Source organism: Hansschlegelia sp. (genome assembly GCF_035538955.1).
Taxonomy (GTDB): Bacteria; Pseudomonadota; Alphaproteobacteria; order Rhizobiales; family Methylopilaceae; genus Methylopila.
The window spans coordinates 1-16,827 of sequence record NZ_DATLJK010000010.1 but is presented as its reverse complement, the minus strand read 5'-3'; the positions used below and the strand labels follow the sequence as shown (position 1 = coordinate 16,827).

Sequence of the window (16,827 nt, the reverse complement as noted above, 5' to 3'; positions counted from 1 at the left end):
AGGACGCCCGCATGACCGATGCCCTGTCCATGACCCGCCGCTCCGTCGTCGCAGGCCTTGGCGCGCTGCCGCTCGCCGCCGCGCTGCGGACGCCCGCCATCGCGCAGGCCGCCGACGTGCCGATCGGCATGGTGCTGCCGTTCTCGGGCGCGACCGGCGCCTACGGCCCGGCGATGAAGCAGGCGGCCGACCTCGTCGTCTCCAAGGTGAACGACTCCGGCGGCATCCTGGGCGGCCGCAAGCTCAAGCTGTTCATCGAAGATTCCGAGACCAGCGCCACGACCGCCGTCACCGCCAGCAAGAAACTGCTCGAGGTCAACAAGGTCGAGCTGGTCGGCGGCTTCTGGGGCAGCCCGGAGGCGCTCGCCGCGAAACCCATCATCCTCGCCGCCGACAAGGTGCAGATGCTGTCCTGCGCGGCGAACGCCGTAACCGAGGGCGACACCAAGGGGCTGATCTACCGGCTGCAGGCCAAGAGCAGCCAGTGGGGCCCGGCGGGCGCCAAGGTGATGCAGAAGATCGGCGCCAAGAAGGTCACGGTGCTGGCGCAGCAGAACCCGTTCATCGTCGCCATGGTGGAGCCCTTCAAAGCCGAGATGGCCAAGATCGGCGGCGAGGTCGTCGAGGTCGTCATGTACAACCCCGACCAGGCCTCCTACCGCGCCGAGGTCGAGAAGGCGTTCGGACCGGAGCCGGACGCGGTGTTCGTGCTGCCGCTGCTGACCGACATGGTGTCGATCGCAAAGGAGATCTATCGCGGCGGCTTCACCTCGAAGGTGGTCTCGCTCGGCACCGGAGCGGACGCCGAGGGCAAGTTCCTCAAGGCCGTCGGGCCCGACGTCGCCGAAGGCATCTACCACCTGCAGCCCGCCCCGCCGATCGACAGCCCGTCCTACGCCAGGTTCGTCAAGGAGATGGGCGCGCCCGAGGGCACCGTGTTCCTGTTCGCCGGCAACGCCTGGGACCAGGTCTGCATCACCGCGCTCGCGATGGAGCACGCCAAGACCCAGGAGGCGGCGGTGTGGACCAAGTCGGTCCGCGAGGTCTGCAACCCTCCCGGAGAATTTGTCGACGACGTGGTCGAAGCCCTGAAGATGATCCGCGACGGAAAGAAGATCAATTTCAATGGCGCCGGCTGCACCTGCGACTTCGACGAGAAGGGGGATTCACTGAACAGGTCTTTCTACGTCCAGCTCATCAAGGACGGCAAGAACACGCCGTTCGGCGTGGTGAGCTGACGCTCCAGCGTCCGAGTAGAACTGCCGAACAACAATGACGCGCGGCCATGGAGACCGCGCGCAAGGGAGTCGCGCGCCTGACGGCCGCGGAAGAAAAAATGAGCCATGACAAGCAGATCCACCTATGCGGATTCCTCGTCGCCGGACCCGTGGTGCACAGCCACGCGATCTGGCGCAACCCGGCGCACGAGACGCCGTTTCTGACTCTCGGGCACTACGCCGGCATCGCCCGGACGCTCGAGCGCGGCATGTTCGACTTCGTGTTCTTCGCCGACCGGCTGGCGATCGCCGACCGCTACGGCGACAGCCATGAGATCGGCGTCCGGTTCGGCGATCAGGACGCCACCCGGATGGACCCGGTGCCGATCCTCGGCGCGATGGCGGCCGTGACGTCCCATCTCGGGCTCGGCGCGACGCGCTCCACGACCTATGACGCGCCCTACAACCTCGCGCGCGAGTTCGCGACGCTCGACCACATCTCCGGCGGCCGCGCCGCCTGGAACGTGGTGACCTCGATGAACGACGGCGAGGCGCTCAATTTCGGCGTCGCACAGCACCTCAGCCATGACGAGCGCTACGACCGGGCCGACGAGTTCATGGAGCTCGCCTTCAAGCTCTGGGACAGCTGGGACCCGGACGCGCTGGTGCTCGACCGCGCCGCCGGGATCTACGCCGATCCGGCCAAGGTGCATTACGCCAACCACAAGGGCCGCTGGTTCCAGTCGCGCGGGCCGCTCAACATCCCGCGCAGCCCGCAGGGTCGGCCCGTGATCATACAGGCCGGCTCCTCCGGCCGCGGAAAAGCATTCGCGGCGCGCTGGTCCGAGGTGATCTTCGCCCTGCAGCCGAACCTGACCCGGATGGGCGTCTTCAAAAAGGACGTTGCGGCCGCGCTCGAAAAGGAAGGCCGCGCGCCGGACGCCGCCAAGGTGATGATGGCCGTGATGCCGTTCATCGGCGACAGCCGCGCCGAGGCCGAGGACAAGCGCGACCTGCATGACAGCCTGGTCGACCCGCGGGTCGGGCTTTCGACGCTCGCCGCGCACGCCAACGCCGACTTCTCCTCGCTGCCGCTCGAGGCGACCGTCAACGAGATCGCCGACACCGGAAGCCAGGGCAACCTCGCGGCGTTGCGTTCGATCGCCGGCGACGGCTCGACCACGATCGCCGAGGCCGGCCGCATCTACGGCCGCGGCGTGATGTGCCCGCGCGTCACCGGCACGGCCGAGGACGTCGCCGAGGAGCTCATCTCCATCGTCGACAGCGGCGCGGCCGACGGCTTCGTGATCTCGCCGGCCTTTCTGCCCGAGACCTTCGACGACTTCGTCGACAGGGTCACGCCCATCCTGCAGAAGCGCGGCCGGCTGAGGAGCAGCTACGGCGCAGGCTCGCTGCGCGACCGGCTCACCGGCGTGGTCCGGTCATGAGTGCCGCGGCCGCGCTCAACGGCGCCGCGCCGACCGGCGTCTCTCCCGCCGCCTTCAGGGCGACGATGCGCCGGCACGCGGCCGGCGTCGTCGTCATCACCAGCAGCAGCGGCGGCGTGGCGAACGGCATGACGGCGACTGCGGTCGCGAGCGTCACCGCTGACCCGCCGACGGTGCTGATCGTCGTCAACCGCGGCAGCCAGTCCTATGGGCTGATCCGCCATGGCGGGGCCTTCGCGCTCAACTTCCTCGCGGAATCGCAGCAGAACATCGCGAGCTATTTCGCGGGATCGGAGCCCAAGAGCTTCCAGGCTGTCCCGCACCGTTCCGGCGTGCGCGGCTGCCCGCTCCTGGAGGGCTGCGCCGCGCATCTCGAATGTCTGGTCGAGGACCGTCACGAGGTCGGCAGCCACGCCATCTTCATCGGCCGCGTGGTGGCCGCCGGCGCCGGCGACGCCGCGCCCCTCGCCTATTTCGAGGCCGGCTTCCACGGCCTGAAAGCGCTGTAGCCGGCTGACGCGGATGACGGCGTCATATGGCCGTCATCCGTCGGCTTCATCTTCCGGCGCGCAGCCGGAGGATCGGCCTCGTCCGAACGACGCGACACGAGATCAGACGGGGTTTCGGCGGCCCGCCTTCATGGCGGGGCGGATTGTACGCTGCTGTCGCGCCGCGACTTCGGCTCCGACACGCTGTGTGTCACCTTCAGCCACCGCCTGCGCGACTACGCAGACCAGCAGGGCTTCGGCGAGTCGTTCCTGGCGCGGCGCGGCGTCGACGCCCTGCATTATGTCGCGCATTGGAGCCACTGGTGGCAGACCGACGAGGTGCCGGCCACCTATCAGCGCCTGGTCCGGCCGCTTCTCGGCTCCTATCGCCGGGTCATTCTCTACGGCGCCAGCATGGGCGGCACGGGGGCGCTGCTTCACTCGAAGCTGTTCGGAGCCGACCAGGTCATCTGCATCAGCCCCATCCTCACCGTCCGTCCCGAGCTGACGCCGTTCGACCGCCGCTGGGAGGAGGATCTCCCGGCCATGAGGTTCCGCTTCGATGAATTCGACGGGCTCTCACGCGAGGCGCGCTTCGTCATCCTGTACGACCCCTTCGAGAGCCGAGACGCCGGCCATGTGCGCCTCCTGAGGAGGCATCGCGCGGTCCAGGAAGTTCGGCTGCCCTTCGCGGGCCACAGCGGCCCGGGCTTTCTCAAGGAGCTCGGCCTGCTTTCGGGCGCGATCGCGGGCCTCGCGGACGGCAGCGCGGCGCCGCAGGACGTGACGCGCTGGGTCCGGGCGCGCAAGCGCTCCTCCTTCCGGTACTGGACGTTTCTGGTCGACCGGCTCGCCGCCCGGGGGCGGCCCGAGCCGCTCGAGCGCGCCGTCGCGCGGCTGCTGGCGATCATCGAGGCGGAGCCAGACCTCCGCTGGCGCCGTTACATGACGCGGAAATCGACGCCGTCCGTGGTGGCGGCCTTCCGGGCGCTCGACGCCGGAGCGCGCCTGAGCGACTTTGCCGAGGCCGCGATGCGCCTCAAGGCGCTGCAGCCGCCCCATCTGCAGGCCCTCGCCGAGGCGCATTTCGCGCTGGCTCTGCTGCCGGAAGCGCTCCGGTACGGTCTGCTGTTCCTGGCCGCGGCGCCGGAGGACCGGGCGGTGCAGCCGGTCCTGCGAAAAACCTATGCGGAGATGGCGGAAGCGACCGGTAGCGGAGACCACATGATGGCGCAGCTCGCCGCTCTCGGCGTCCTGCGGCCGCGCTTCCAGCCCGCGCTCGAAAACGTCGCGCGCGAGGCCGGCTATGCCGGCGACATCGCGCAAATGCGCCGCGCCATCGCCCGCCACAGCGCCGAGCGCCTGCAAAAGGGCAAGCGGCCATGAGGAAGCGGCTCTGGCGACCCCGGGAGGAGTCGAACTGCTGTTGCCGTTGAGCATGCGCGGCGTAGCCGCGCTTCACGCCGCCACCCTCGTCAAAGAGGACGCAGGGCCTGCCGCGCGCCGCGCCGTGCTGGCGCCCGGCAGAAGGTCGTAGCCAGCGTCGATCCTCGCGGAGCCGCCTGCGCCCAGATCAGCGGATTTGGGATCGAGCCGGTCTGATATCTGCGAAGGCTGAACCTGCGCCCGCCGACCGGCTGAACGACGCGAACGAGACCAGAGAGCTCGGCTCCGCATCGGATCGCCGGCGCCGCGGCGCGCGACCACTTCCCCGACACGCCGCCCAGCTCCCGAGCGCAATGGACGCATTCCCGACCGTCATATATGGCGGTATTGCGCAGTTTATACGCGGAGCGGGCGGAGTCAGGGCATGATCGAAGTCGACGGCAAGATCCCCATGCGCTGGTGGGACAACACCGACAATTTCGGCGACCTGCTCGGACCATGGCTGGTCACGAAGATGACTGGGAAGCCCGTGTTCTGGGAGGCCCGCGAAAACCCTCATTACATGACGATCGGCTCCATCTTGGGCCGCGTGCGGTCGACTGCGGTCGTCTGGGGAACGGGATCATTCGGAAGCGAGCCTGCGAAACGGTTGTCGAAGGAGGCGCCCTATTTGGCGGTTCGAGGCCCCCTGACGCGGGCGAAACTGGAGATGCACGGCATAGAATGCCCGCGCGTCTATGGAGATCCTGCGCTTTTGGCGCCGGATTACTACAAGTCGCCTGCGCAAAAGAAGCATAAGCTCGGCGTGGTGCTCCGTTGGTCAGAGGAAAAGCGCAAGAAGTCCCTGGTCGACAAGGGCGTCCATGTCATTGACCTACAGACCAAGGACATTGAGGGGGTGCTGGACGGGATCCAGAGCTGCGAGAGAATCTTGACCTCTTCCCTGCACGGCCTGGTGCTTTCCGACGCCTATGGAATCCCCAACGCCTGGCTTTCCGCCACCACTGGCGCAGGCAAGGAGTTCAAATACTGGGATTACCTGATCTCGGTCAAAAAGGTCCGCGATCCGGTCGGCGTCCGGCTTTCCGAGCGACATGTCGACGAAGACTACCTGCTGAACACGCTGAACTTCGATGACCGCGCCATCCAGATCGACCTGGACCTCCTCCGCTCGACATGCCCGTTTCTCCATTCCGACAAGTCCACGGCGGCTGCCGAAGAACGGGTGTCGATCGCGTCGGCCGAGGCGAAGAAAAGGAAGCGCGAAAAGAAACTGCGGCTCGCTTCGGTCTGAGCGGCGAAAGCGCCCCCTGGCGGCGTCAGGTGCGGAGGCGGACGCCGCCGCAACTGCCGTCAGTTGTCGAGCAGGCGACGCCTTCAGCGGCCGAGCGGGACTTCCCCGCCGGCTCGGGGATCAGGCTTGACGATGGCTCTTAGCCGGCCGCTGCAGCGCCGCATCGATGCGGGCGAGCGCGTGACGGTTGAGGTTGAGTACCGCGGCCGCAGCCAAGCGGCGGGCCCGGCGCCCTGCGCTGAAGATCGTGACGGAGCCTAGGCCTCGCCTTATCGGTTTTCCACGGTTGCAAGTTGCCATTCGACAACCGAACCGGTAGCGGTGCCATCACAAGCACCTCGGATCATCGCCATGTCGGGCCGCCTCGCACTTCTCTCAATCGCCCTTTCGCTGACAATCCTCACCGGCTGCGTTCCGCCGAAGGACAGCGTTCCAATGGTAGCGATGTCTGACCGAGCGGCGCGCGCCGAGGCCCTTGTAACCGCAGCCGACAAGGAACGTTGTAGCAGCGAACTTCGTGAGCATGGTTTACAGACGCAAAAACTCGAGCTGAAGGCCGATCCTGAGCTTAGCTACAAGGCTTTTTATCAATCCGATCGGAGAGGCGAGCACGGCAACGAGCTTATAATATTCAACACAGTCTATGAGAATACAAATATTTTCGGGAAGAGTGAGACAGAGGCGGGCTGCACATTCGAAATCAATCCGGACGGCCTTACTTTCATTGAGGCGTGGAAGAACCTGGAAGTCATCAGACAATATCGTGTAAACAGCGAGTTCCTGCAGCAACTGAGGGCTCGCTCCTCCTAAGGAAAGTTTGTCAGGATCAGTTGCTCCACACCTTGCGGTGGATCCTCTTTCTCTCCCCGCGCGACGATCATCAGCGCCTCGTCCGGCAGCGGCCGCTGCAGCGCCTTCGCCTCATCCCAGGGCGCGCGCATCCACACGTCGATCTCCTCCGACGTGGTGAGGATCACCGGCATCGCCTTCGGGTGGATCGGCGCCACGACCGCGTTCGGCTCCGTGGTGAGGAAGCCGTAGACGTCGCAGGTCACCTCGCCCTCTGACTTCTTCCGGACGCAGCTCCAGTTGGTCCAGATCCCGGCGAACACGCAGAGCGGCCGGCTCTCGTCCAGCGCGAACCACACGGGCTGCATCTTGCCGTCAGGCCCGCGCTCATATTCCGAGAAGCTCGTCATCGGCACGACGCAGCGGTTCGCCGGCCCAAGCCAGCGCCTCCAGTGCTGAGAGGCGACGTTGCGGATGTTGGTCGTGCCGATGTCCGGCTCCGCCTTCAGCAGCGCCTGGAAGTCGACGGGCTGGCCCTTCTTCTCGAGGGCCGCGGCGCGCTTCTTTGCCGCCTCGAAAAGCGCGCGGCTCGACGAGGGCATGCCCCAGCGGGCGAGCACCAGCTCGCGGCCCGCGTCCGAGTTGCGGACGATCGGCGCCGGGTAGTCCGGAAAGATCCCCGGCATCGGCGGCAGGTTGCCCGTGCGGTCGACGAGCGCCTTCGTCAGCTCGCGGATCGCCGCCTGGCCCTTCGTGACGCTGTAGAGGTTGCACATCGGCTTCCGCCCGTTCGTTCAGCTGTCACCGATCGCCGGCGAGAAGACTCTGGTTCGCCTCCGCGAAACTCCAACCGCTCCCGCTTCGGTCCAGGCGCCAGATCAGATCGTAGCGATCGGTCGGCCAATCCGCCGGCGCGTCTTCAGCTCCGAGCCGGCGCGCGATCTTCGGGATGACCGAATGCTCCCACGCCACCAGGACGACCCCCTTGCGGGTCATCAGATCCTCGGCCAGCTCGTCGACAGCGTTCTTCGCGAAGGCGTCGCAATAGGTCACGTGCCCCTGCGCTCGCAGATAAGCCAAAAGCGGCGCGACCGTCTGTTGTGGGCGCCGGCTTTGGCCGTCTTCCGTGATCGCCGAGGCGTAGATCGAGTCGGGCGGGCTTTGATCGTCGTCAGGCCGCGCGAAGCGCGCGATGAGCGCGCCGGCCCTCTGCCATCCTCGCGCGTTGAGGCTCTGATCGTCCGGCATGCCGTCTTCCGTGATGCCGAGCTGGCTGTGATGCTCACCGTGCCTGATGAACAGGATGCAATCGGGACCTTCGGGCACTGATTTCCTCTTTGTTGACCCTCAGGTCGTTCGTACGACCTGAACCGCCGCAGCGATCGCCTCTCGGGGTTCGTCTCCTCTCTGGCGGAGGAGCGGGCGCCGGTCTGTGCTTCACCGACCGCGTCTATGACCGCGATCAGCTGGAGGCCGCCCGCCGAGCAGGCCGGCCTCGCCAGGAGGATCGCGCCAAGGCCGAATCCGGCGCGAACGGGTCCTGAACATCAGCGAGGAACGTCGCGCGACGTCAACGTCAAGGAGCTCTTGGCGACCCCGGGTGGATTCGAACCACCGACCAACAGCTTAGAAGGCTGCTGCTCTATCCAGCTGAGCTACGGGGCCGGGAGGTTCAGTGCGTCCAGGGTTCCGGCAGGCCGGCGCGGAAATTGTCCGCATAGGCCATCAGTCGGGGCGGCGCCGCAGGCTTCGGATCCTCGACCCGGTAGGCGATGCCCTCGCGCGTCGCGTAGGCGATCGCCTCCTCCTTGGTGTCGAAGAACAGCCGCACCTGCTGTCGGGTGTCGCCCGAAGAGGTCCAGCCCATCAGCGGCTCGATGCGGCGCGCCTCGGCGAGCTCGTGCTCGAGCACCCATCGCTTGGTCTTGGCGGTTCCCGACTGCATGGCGTTGCGGGCGGGCTTGTAGATGCGCGCGGACATGAACGCGGGCCTCTCTCCGAAACGGTGCGGCGCTGGTCGGGGCGACATGATTCGAACATGCGACCCCCTGCTCCCAAAGCAGGCGCTCTACCAGGCTGAGCTACGCCCCGAGACCAACGAATTGTTGGGGTTCTAGCCGGTCACGAGCCTCCGGACAACCGCGCAAAACCGGAACAGATCGAGAAACGCAGAGCAATCTGGACAACCCGTCCCGAAACTGTCCCGAAGCAGGTTCGCGAAACGTTCACGGCCGTGCGGCATGAGCCGCCCCGACATCGTTGAGCGCCTGACCGAGCTCGCGCACGAATTCGAATCGGTCGCGGCGGCCGATGGAGACGACTCGGCCGACATGGCGGCCGCCGGCGTTATCCGGGACGCTATTGCAGAGATTGTGGCGCTGCGCGCGGCCGCGCTCGGACAGAGGCAGGCGGGCGTCGTCGCGCCCTTTCACGGCGGATGCGCGCCCTCCAAGGATCAATGATGATGCAGCCATGATCAGAATCGCGCTGCTCATCGTCATGCTCGCCTCGCCTGCCCTCGCGCAGGAACCGCCTGGCGTGTTCGCCGACGCGGCGCGCACGATGCCGGAGACGCGAGTCGTCGACGGCGACACGGTCGTCATCTCCGGAGAGCGCATCCGCCTTCGCTCTGGGGCCGGCCCGATCGACGCGCCGGAGCTCGGTAAGGCGAAGTGCCCGCTCGAGCTGTTCCGCGCCGAGGCATCGCGCGATCGGCTGGCTGCTCTGCTGAAGGGCCACGAGCCGGAGATCGTGCGGAAGGGTGCCGACCGCTACGGCCGGACCGTCGCGGTTCTGCTGGTGGACGGCAAGGACCTCGGCGCGGAGCTTGTCCGCGAGGGCCACGCCAAGCCTTGGCCGAAGCTGACTAAGGCGGATCGGCCGACCTGGTGCGGAGAGAGCCGATGAGCACGCTGGAGCGCGCGATCGAGATCGCAAAGGAAGCGCACGCCGGGCAGACGGACAAGGCCGGCGCCGATTACATCCTGCACCCGATGCGGGTGGCGTTCACGCTCCCGCTGGGGAGCGACGCGCGAATTGCGGCCGTGCTGCACGACGTCGTCGAGGATAGCGACTGGACGATCGAGAGGCTGCGCGCAGAGGGATTCAGCGAAGCCGTCCTGGCGGGCGTGGATGCTGTCACGCGGCGCAAGGGCGAGGATTATCTTGGGTTCGTCGCACGCGCGGCGCGCGACCCAATCGGCCGGATGGTGAAGCGTGCCGATCTCCACGACAACATGGACACCAGCCGCCTTGGGGAAATCACCGAGCAGGACCGTGAGCGGCTCGCCAAGTACATGACGGCGCTGTCGCTGCTCGACGAGCTCGAGGCGGGGCTGTCGTAGAGCGGCGGATGAAGCCACCGGTTCTTAAGGACTGACCTTCATCCCCGGGCGTGGCCAAACGTCCTCGTCCGCCGCGAGCGATCACCCGCTTCCCGAGCGCGGGGACACCTCTGCGGATCTGCGTCAGGAAGGCTTCAGATTGTCCCCGGGACGGCCCCGCCCTAGCTGGATGTGAGCGGGTGCTACCGGACCGGCGAGCGGCTATAAGCGGCGCGGAGGATAAGTTTTGGGCGAGGGACTTCGCACTCATCTGCTCCTTGGCGGCCTTGCGGGAGGGGCTGCGACCGTCGTCATGACTATCTCGATGACCCGCATGCACCAATCACTCCCTGCGAATCTAAGATATCCGTTGCCGCCGAAGGAAATTATAGACGTCGCTTTCAACGGCCGGAGCCAAGAGGCGAAGAAGGACCTCGCGATGCTCGGTCATTTTCTTTACGGGGCGGTGGCTGGCGCTTTGCTCGCTTCCCTGGATCCGCGAATTAAACCTTCGGCTGCTGCGGGCGGGGGAATAGCCGTGTGGGCCGTGAGCTATTTGGGTTGGGTTCCTCGGATCCGCATCCTCACTCCGCCCGCGAATCATCCGGCGCCCCGCACGACGCTGATGGTCGCAGCCCACGCAGTCTGGGGCGCGGCGACGGCTCTGATCCTCAGCGAGTTGACAGATGCGCGGCGGACAATCCTCTGCGCCGGTCCGTCGCTGGACGCGCGACGGAACATCTGACCTGCCGCTCCACTTCAGGACCATGGCTGCCGGCTTCGGTTTTGCTCCCCCGAACGCAGCGCCCAGGATGGCTCCGGACCTAAACATGAGGCCTCACGTCACCAGCTCGACAAACGTGCTCGTTATTGGAGGCTCGGGCCTCATCGGCTCAGAGGTCGTCGCACGGTTGATCGCGGAGGGCGCCGGCGTCGTCGCGCTCGCGCGCCGGATTGACGACGCGGCGCGCCGCGTTCCGCAGGTGCGGTGGGTCTGGGCTGACATAGCTTCGATGAAGAGCCCTGCCGACTGGTTCCCGCACCTCGTCGGAGTAGACGCGGTCGTAAACTGCGCCGGGGTGCTCCAGGACGCCCCGGGCGATGACGTGCGGAGCGTTTTCGTCGACGCCGTCGCCGCGCTGACCGCTGCCTGTGGAGACGCCGGTGTCCGCCGGATCGTCCACATTTCCGCCATTGGAGTGGATCGAGGTTCTGAGAGCGACTTCTCAGCCGCCAAGCTTGAGGGCGACCGGGCTCTCATGGGCAGCCCGCTCGATTGGGTCATCCTGCGGCCGTCCGTGGTTCTAGGGCGGCGCGCGTATGGCGGCAGCGCGCTGATCAGGGGCCTTGCGGCTTTGCCCTTTCTTCCCGTCATGCCGGGCACGGGCTTACTTCAGGTCGTCCAACTCGACGACCTCGTGGACACGATACTGTTCTTCCTATCTCCCGGCGCGCCAAACCAGGTGGCGATCGAGATCGCGGGGCCAGAACCGATGCCTCTGCCGTCGATCGTGCAGGCTTATCGCCGATGGCTTGGTCTCCCACGCGCCCGCGTCATGCCGCTACCGGAGGCCTTGGCCTCGTTTCTCTATCGGCTCGGCGATCTTATCAGCCGGCTCGGATGGCGTCCCCCGATGCGCACCACGGCGCAGCGTGAGATCGTGCGGGGAGCGGTCGGAGATCCGGGTGAGTGGATTCGGCTCACCGGAACGCAGCCGAGAAGCGTCTCCGAGAGCCTCGTGGCCGAGCCGGCTAGCGTCCAGGAGCGCTGGTTCGCGTCGCTTTACTTCCTCAAACCAGTGGTCTTCGGCGTCTTTTCGTTGTTCTGGATCGCTACCGGACTAATCTCCATCGGCCCGGGCTACGACACAGGCGTCGCGCTAATGGAGCGCGGCGGCGCCGGCGCTTTTAGCGGCCCTTCCGTACTCGCCGGCGGGCTGGCTGACCTGTTGATCGGGATTGGCATAGCCTTCCGGCGCACCGCGCGAGCCGCACTCTACGGGGCGATTGCAATCTCACTGTTCTATGCGGTGGCGGGAACGGCGATTCTCCCTGAACTCTGGCTCGATCCGCTCGGTCCAATGTTGAAGATCTGGCCGATCTTGGCGCTAAACCTCGTCGCGCTCGCGCTGCTTCCGGATCGCTGATGCTCTACCTCGCGCTCAAATACCTGCATGTGATCGGGGCCGCGGTCCTGTTGGGGACCGGCGCCGGCATAGCATTCTTCATGCTTATGGCGCACCGCACCGGCAACACAGGCGTGATCTCCGCGACCGCCCGAACGGTGGTGCTGGCCGACTTCCTCTTCACTACGACGGCGGTTGTCCTTCAGCCGGTCACGGGCGTCGCGCTCACGTGGACCGCGGGCTATTCGCTGACGGAGGGATGGATCCTGCTGTCCATCCTGCTCTATCTTGTGACAGGCGCGTTCTGGCTTCCCGTGGTGTGGATGCAGATGCGAATGCGCGATATCGCATCTGACGCCGCAGGGCGAGGCGCCGCGCTGCCGCGGACCTATCACCGGCTTTTTTGGTCCTGGTTCGGGTTCGGCTTTCCGGCGTTCGCCGCGGTACTCGGAATCTTCTGGCTGATGATCGCGCGACCGAGCTTCACCATGTTCTGACGCCGGGGCCTTCCTGGCCAGCTGGACGGCGTCTCGATCGCCGCTAGCTTCTGACCCTGCGCGACGATCACCAGCGCGTCGTCCGGCAGCAGCCGCTGCAGCGCCTTGGCCTCGCTCTAGTCCGCCCGCATCCAGACGTCGATCTCCTCCGGCCTGGTGAGGGTCACCGGCATCGCCTTCGGGTGGATCGGCGCGATTGGTCATCGGCTGGCGCCTCACGCCGGTCGACTGGCCCGCCCTCCCGCCCGCACTCTTTTCCGCGCCGGCGGCTTGCCGCCGAACGATCAGCTGACGAGACCGCGCCAGCGACACGCGAATTGCGCCGCTTCGGCGATCTGACGGACGACCGTCAGTAGGTACTGGCGGGTTTAGATGCGACGGGAGGTGCGGGAGCGCATGCTATGCTATCCTCTCACCCCGCTCGCCGCTCCTCCACCACCGTCGTGTCGAGGATCGCGCTGTCTTCGTAGAGCCAGCGCGCCAGGAAGCCGGCGGCGATCGCGCCGGCGATCGGGGCGAGCCAGAACAGCCAGAGCTGCCCGAAATAGCCGCCGTCAGCGTAGAGGGCCGCGCCGGTGGAGCGAGCGGGGTTCACCGAGGTGTTGGTGACCGGGATGGTGATCAGGTGGATCAGCGTCAGGGCGAGGCCGATCGGGATGCCGGCGAAGCCGGTGGCGGCGCCCTTCGAGGTCGCGCCGAGGATGATGAACAGGAAGAAGAAGGTCGCCAACACTTCTGTGAGGAAGCAGGCCCCGAGGCCGTATTTGCCGGGGCTGAGGTCGCCAAACCCGTTGGAGGCGAAGCCGGCGGGGACGAAGCCGGCCTTGCCGGAGGCGATCAGATAGAGCGCGCCGGCGCCCAGAACCGCGCCGACCAGCTGGGCGGCGACATAGGGGCCGACATGGCGGTTGGCGCAGCGGCCGGCGGCCCACAGGCCGAGCGTCACGGCGGGGTTGAAATGGCCGCCCGAAATGTGGCCGACCGCATAGGCCATCGACAGGACGGTGAGGCCGAAGGCGAGCGAGACGCCGACGAAGCCGATGCCGAGATCCGGGAAGGCGGCGGCCAGCACCGCCGCGCCGCAGCCGCCGAAGACCAGCCAGAACGTGCCGAAGAATTCGGCGACCATGCGCCGCGTGAGATCGTTGGGCATCGCGTTCCCCCTCGGGTTCAGAGGCGGAGGCCCGGTCTACCACGCGCCTGTCCAGCGCCGAAGATGGGCCTACTGGCTTAAAGCTTCGTAAAATTGCGGCACTTTCCCCTATCGCGAAGGGAAGGTCATCTGTGCCCGGACGGGTCGCCGCTCGCCTGAACTTGGCGGTGCCGAGGCGCAGGGACAGATAGTGGGGCTCCGGCTAACAACGCGATGGATCATAGTAACTGACAGGAAAGGGCTACAGAAGAAGAATAGCTAGACGCGCGCCCGGAGCAGCCGCGCTTCGCCCCCCCGTGGAGGTCACGCTGAGATACCGAGTCATATGGGAAGAGAACGACGGAGGCATCATCCCCACCTCCGAGAGCGCGACCGAGGCGCTGGTGCTTATCCAACTACATAAAGCAGTGGATAGCGGCAGGTTTACAATCGCAGACGGAAGCGGCCGACAATTGACGATGCAGGACCTTGAGGCGACCGCCGACCGTGAGCCGCAACGCTACGCTCGAGGCGCCGCTGGAGGTTGAAGGGGGCGGCAGCACGCCGGTTCTCCTCAGCTCTCTTCGATGATCGACCGGATACGGGCAGCCAGCTTGTCCATCGGAAACGGTTTGCTCATGACATGCATCCCGGGTTCGAGGTGCCCATTCGCAACAGCGGCGTTTTCCGCATAGCCCGTTATGAAGAGGATCTTGAGGTTCGGCCGACGCATCCGCGCCTTGTCCGCCATCTGCTTTCCGTTCATCCCGCCAGGCAGGCCGACGTCGGTGATTAGCAGGTCGATTTTAGCGTCGGATTCCAGGACCTTCAGCCCTGACGCAGCGTCCCCCGCCTCGATCGCCTGATAGCCGAGGTCCCCGAGGGTATCCCCCACCAGCATACGCACCGTCGGCTCGTCGTCCACAACAAGAACCGTTTCGCCAGCCTCAGCACGCGGCAGCTGCGTCTGGTCCGGGCCGACCTCATCTTCGGCCGGATTGCCCGTATGGCGCGGCAGATAAATCTTCACCGTGGTGCCGTGACCCACCTCCGAGTAGATCCGCACTTGGCCGCCTGATTGCCTGGCAAAGCCATAGATCATGGAAAGACCCAGTCCGGTGCCCTTCCCGGCGGGCTTCGTAGTGAAAAAAGGATCGAAGGCGCGTCTCGCAACCTCTGGCGACATACCGGTTCCGTTATCGGTCACGCAGATCGCGATATATTGGCCGGGTGGCACGTCACGATCAGTCGCGCCGACCTGATCAACCCACGTGTTCGCGGTCTCTATCGTCACGCGGCCACCATCCGGCATCGCATCCCGAGCATTTATGGCGAGATTGAGGATCGCGTTCTCGAGTTGGTTTGGGTCACAGAAACAGGGCCAGAGCCCAGCCGCCAGAACGGTCTCTATGGCTATACTTGGTCCGACCGTGCGACGGACCAATTCCTCCATGTTCGATACGAGGCGGTTGGCGTTGATCGCCTTCGGCTCCAGCGTCTGCTGGCGGGAAAACGCGAGAAGCCGGTGGGTGAGGGTCGCCGCCCGAGACGCGGCGCCTTGGGCGGCAGTGATGTAGCGCTCCAGTTCATTGATGCGACCCTGTGCAAGCCGCGCCGTCATGAGATCAAGACTGCCGGTGATCCCTGTCAGCAGATTGTTGAAGTCATGCGCTAGCCCTCCGGTGAGTTGCCCGACGGCCTCCATCTTCTGCGACTGGAACAGCGCAGCCCGGGAGCGCTCCAGCTCTAATTCCGCCTCGCGTCTTTCGCTTAAATCGCGAGTGACCTTTGCAAAGCCGACCGGCGCGCCGTTCTCATCCCGTATCGCGTCGATCACGACGCTGGCCCAGAAGCGGCTCCCGTCCTTGCGCTGCCGCCACCCTTCCGCGGTGAACCGGCCTTCCCGAGCGGCAGTCTGAAGCGCCTTCAAAGGCGCCCCCGCCTCCCGATCTTCGGGGGTGTAGAAGCGCGAGAAGTGGTGACCCACGATCTCATCGGCGTTGTAGCCCTTGATGCGCTGGGCGCCGGTGTTCCAGTTGGTGACTATCCCTTGCGGGTCGAGCATGAAGATCGCGTAGTCGGTGACACCCTGCACCAGAAGGCGAAAGCGCCGCTCTGTCTCAAGGGCCGCCAGTGTGGCCTCCCGATGCTCGGTCATATCGCGGGTCACCTTGGCGAAGCCGACGAGCCTGTCCCCTTCCCGAATGGGATCGATTACGACCATCGCCCAAAAGCGGCTTCCGTCCTTTCGGACGCGCCAGCCTTCGGCGGCGAAGCGCCCCTCTTCGGAGGCTTGCTTAAGGACCTGCTGCGGAAGGCCAGCTTCACGGTCCTCCGGCGTGTAGAACCGAGCGAAGTTCTCGCCGATAATCTCCTCTGCTGCATATCCCTTGATCCGCTCCGCGCCAGGATTCCAGCTGGAGACGTTGCCCTCGGGATCTAGGATGAATATGGCGTAATCGACGATCGACTGGACCAGTTGCTCATAGGCGCTGGGGTCCAACCGTCCTGTTCCGTCGCGTCCTGGCAAGGCATTCCAATCCAGCTATCTGCAGACCCTGAGCTACGGGGAGCTCGGGGGCCACACTGTCGCGATCTTAAGCGTGTTGGTTCAGCGAACGCACCTGCTCGGTCTTTTGATCCATGCGTCCCCCTTCGGCTGACAGCACCTCCCTGAGCCTAAAGCCGAGGAACTTCGACGCTCCTTCCGATGCGGCCCGCTCGGCGTCAGATAAAGCCTCGTGCAAATCGCTAGGTCCTCGCGCCGAGAAGCCCGGCTCACGATGGGTAAGAACGGCCGCGGCGATTGGGATCATGACGACGACCCGCGGCGGGTGATCCCCACGGTGTTCGCGATCGTCGCGCCGCTCGCGCTCGCAGCGTTGATCTGGTGGCGTTGGGGGTAAGCCCGGATTGACGAGTTGGCCGCTAATGCGCTTTTTCCTTAGGCTTCCGGAGGTCGTCTCGTCGCCGGAGCCTCCCCGCGGCTGCCTCGCCTCAGCAAGTGCTCGCGCCATGGCCAGCGCTTCAGGAAAGCTGCGCCAGTAGAGCGTGATCAATTCGACGTAGCGCGGGATCGCCTTGGAGCCGGTGGCCCAGCGGACGGCCAGCAGTCGATCAGCGTTGA

General features: G+C 65.9%; 18 protein-coding genes and 2 tRNA genes. 12 read left to right on the top strand and 8 right to left on the bottom strand.

Annotation, left to right across the window (positions count from 1 at the left end):
- The first annotated feature begins 11 nt into the window (after positions 1-11).
- The 6 genes from VM780_RS06400 (at position 12) to VM780_RS06375 (ending at position 6,643) form a co-directional block, all read left to right on the top strand.
- A complete protein-coding gene (locus tag VM780_RS06400) occupies positions 12-1,238 on the top strand; it encodes an ABC transporter substrate-binding protein (protein WP_325446287.1) in 1,227 nt (408 codons plus the stop codon).
- Between the two features lie 98 nt (positions 1,239-1,336).
- Positions 1,337-2,665, top strand: coding sequence for an LLM class flavin-dependent oxidoreductase (locus VM780_RS06395; protein WP_325446285.1), 1,329 nt, complete (start codon positions 1,337-1,339; stop codon positions 2,663-2,665).
- Entirely contained in the window at positions 2,662-3,174 is a 513-nt protein-coding gene (locus tag VM780_RS06390; RefSeq protein WP_325446283.1) for a flavin reductase family protein, read from the top strand. Before VM780_RS06395 ends, VM780_RS06390 begins: the two co-directional genes overlap by 4 nt.
- Before the next feature lie 318 nt (positions 3,175-3,492).
- Positions 3,493-4,539: a hypothetical protein gene (locus VM780_RS06385; RefSeq protein WP_325446281.1), complete on the top strand. Its 1,047-nt coding sequence runs from the start codon at positions 3,493-3,495 to the stop codon at positions 4,537-4,539.
- A 424-nt stretch (positions 4,540-4,963) separates the two neighbouring features.
- Positions 4,964-5,833, top strand: coding sequence for a polysaccharide pyruvyl transferase family protein (locus VM780_RS06380; protein ID WP_325446279.1), 870 nt, complete (start codon positions 4,964-4,966; stop codon positions 5,831-5,833).
- Between the two features lie 351 nt (positions 5,834-6,184).
- Complete coding sequence (locus VM780_RS06375) at positions 6,185-6,643, top strand: hypothetical protein (protein ID WP_325446277.1); 459 nt, start codon at positions 6,185-6,187, stop codon at positions 6,641-6,643.
- Here the strand turns inward: VM780_RS06375 and VM780_RS06370 are convergent.
- From VM780_RS06370 to VM780_RS06350, 5 genes are all read right to left on the bottom strand, one after another.
- Positions 6,640-7,398, bottom strand: a complete 759-nt coding sequence (locus tag VM780_RS06370) for an SOS response-associated peptidase (RefSeq protein ID WP_325446275.1) — start codon at positions 7,396-7,398, stop codon at positions 6,640-6,642. The genes VM780_RS06375 and VM780_RS06370 overlap by 4 nt on opposite strands.
- A 25-nt stretch (positions 7,399-7,423) precedes the next feature.
- Complete coding sequence (locus VM780_RS06365) at positions 7,424-7,948, bottom strand: histidine phosphatase family protein (protein WP_325446273.1); 525 nt, start codon at positions 7,946-7,948, stop codon at positions 7,424-7,426.
- A gap of 262 nt (positions 7,949-8,210) precedes the next feature.
- A tRNA-Arg gene (locus VM780_RS06360) sits at positions 8,211-8,287 on the bottom strand.
- A gap of 7 nt (positions 8,288-8,294) precedes the next feature.
- Positions 8,295-8,603 (bottom strand): ETC complex I subunit, encoded by a 309-nt coding sequence (locus tag VM780_RS06355; protein WP_325446271.1) that lies wholly within the window; start codon positions 8,601-8,603, stop codon positions 8,295-8,297.
- Positions 8,604-8,636: 33 nt separating this feature from the next.
- Positions 8,637-8,713: transfer RNA gene (locus VM780_RS06350), tRNA-Pro, on the bottom strand.
- A 149-nt stretch (positions 8,714-8,862) separates the two neighbouring features.
- Here VM780_RS06350 and VM780_RS06345 point away from each other — a divergent pair.
- The 6 genes from VM780_RS06345 to VM780_RS06320 all read left to right on the top strand — a co-directional run bounded on the left by VM780_RS06345 (position 8,863) and on the right by VM780_RS06320 (position 12,568).
- Complete coding sequence (locus VM780_RS06345) at positions 8,863-9,084, top strand: hypothetical protein (RefSeq protein WP_325446269.1); 222 nt, start codon at positions 8,863-8,865, stop codon at positions 9,082-9,084.
- A gap of 10 nt (positions 9,085-9,094) precedes the next feature.
- Positions 9,095-9,529 (top strand): thermonuclease family protein, encoded by a 435-nt coding sequence (locus VM780_RS06340; RefSeq protein ID WP_325446267.1) that lies wholly within the window; start codon positions 9,095-9,097, stop codon positions 9,527-9,529.
- Positions 9,526-9,966, top strand: a complete 441-nt coding sequence (locus VM780_RS06335) for an HD domain-containing protein (protein ID WP_325446265.1) — start codon at positions 9,526-9,528, stop codon at positions 9,964-9,966. Before VM780_RS06340 ends, VM780_RS06335 begins: the two co-directional genes overlap by 4 nt.
- A gap of 304 nt (positions 9,967-10,270) precedes the next feature.
- The gene (locus tag VM780_RS06330; protein WP_325446263.1) at positions 10,271-10,690 is read left to right on the top strand and encodes a hypothetical protein; all 420 of its coding nucleotides are present in this window, start codon (positions 10,271-10,273) and stop codon (positions 10,688-10,690) included.
- Positions 10,691-10,775: 85 nt separating this feature from the next.
- Positions 10,776-12,092 (top strand): SDR family oxidoreductase, encoded by a 1,317-nt coding sequence (locus tag VM780_RS06325; RefSeq protein ID WP_325446750.1) that lies wholly within the window; start codon positions 10,776-10,778, stop codon positions 12,090-12,092.
- Positions 12,092-12,568 (top strand): DUF2269 domain-containing protein, encoded by a 477-nt coding sequence (locus tag VM780_RS06320; protein ID WP_325446261.1) that lies wholly within the window; start codon positions 12,092-12,094, stop codon positions 12,566-12,568. Before VM780_RS06325 ends, VM780_RS06320 begins: the two co-directional genes overlap by 1 nt.
- A 412-nt stretch (positions 12,569-12,980) precedes the next feature.
- Here VM780_RS06320 and aqpZ read toward each other — a convergent pair whose 3' ends face one another.
- From aqpZ to VM780_RS06305, 3 genes are all read right to left on the bottom strand, one after another.
- The gene (gene aqpZ, locus VM780_RS06315; protein WP_325446259.1) at positions 12,981-13,721 is read right to left on the bottom strand and encodes an aquaporin Z; all 741 of its coding nucleotides are present in this window, start codon (positions 13,719-13,721) and stop codon (positions 12,981-12,983) included.
- A gap of 553 nt (positions 13,722-14,274) precedes the next feature.
- Entirely contained in the window at positions 14,275-16,203 is a 1,929-nt protein-coding gene (locus VM780_RS06310; protein ID WP_325446257.1) for a PAS domain S-box protein, read from the bottom strand.
- A 94-nt stretch (positions 16,204-16,297) separates the two neighbouring features.
- Positions 16,298-16,827: hypothetical protein (locus VM780_RS06305; protein WP_325446255.1), on the bottom strand; the 530-nt coding region annotated here is incomplete at its 5' end.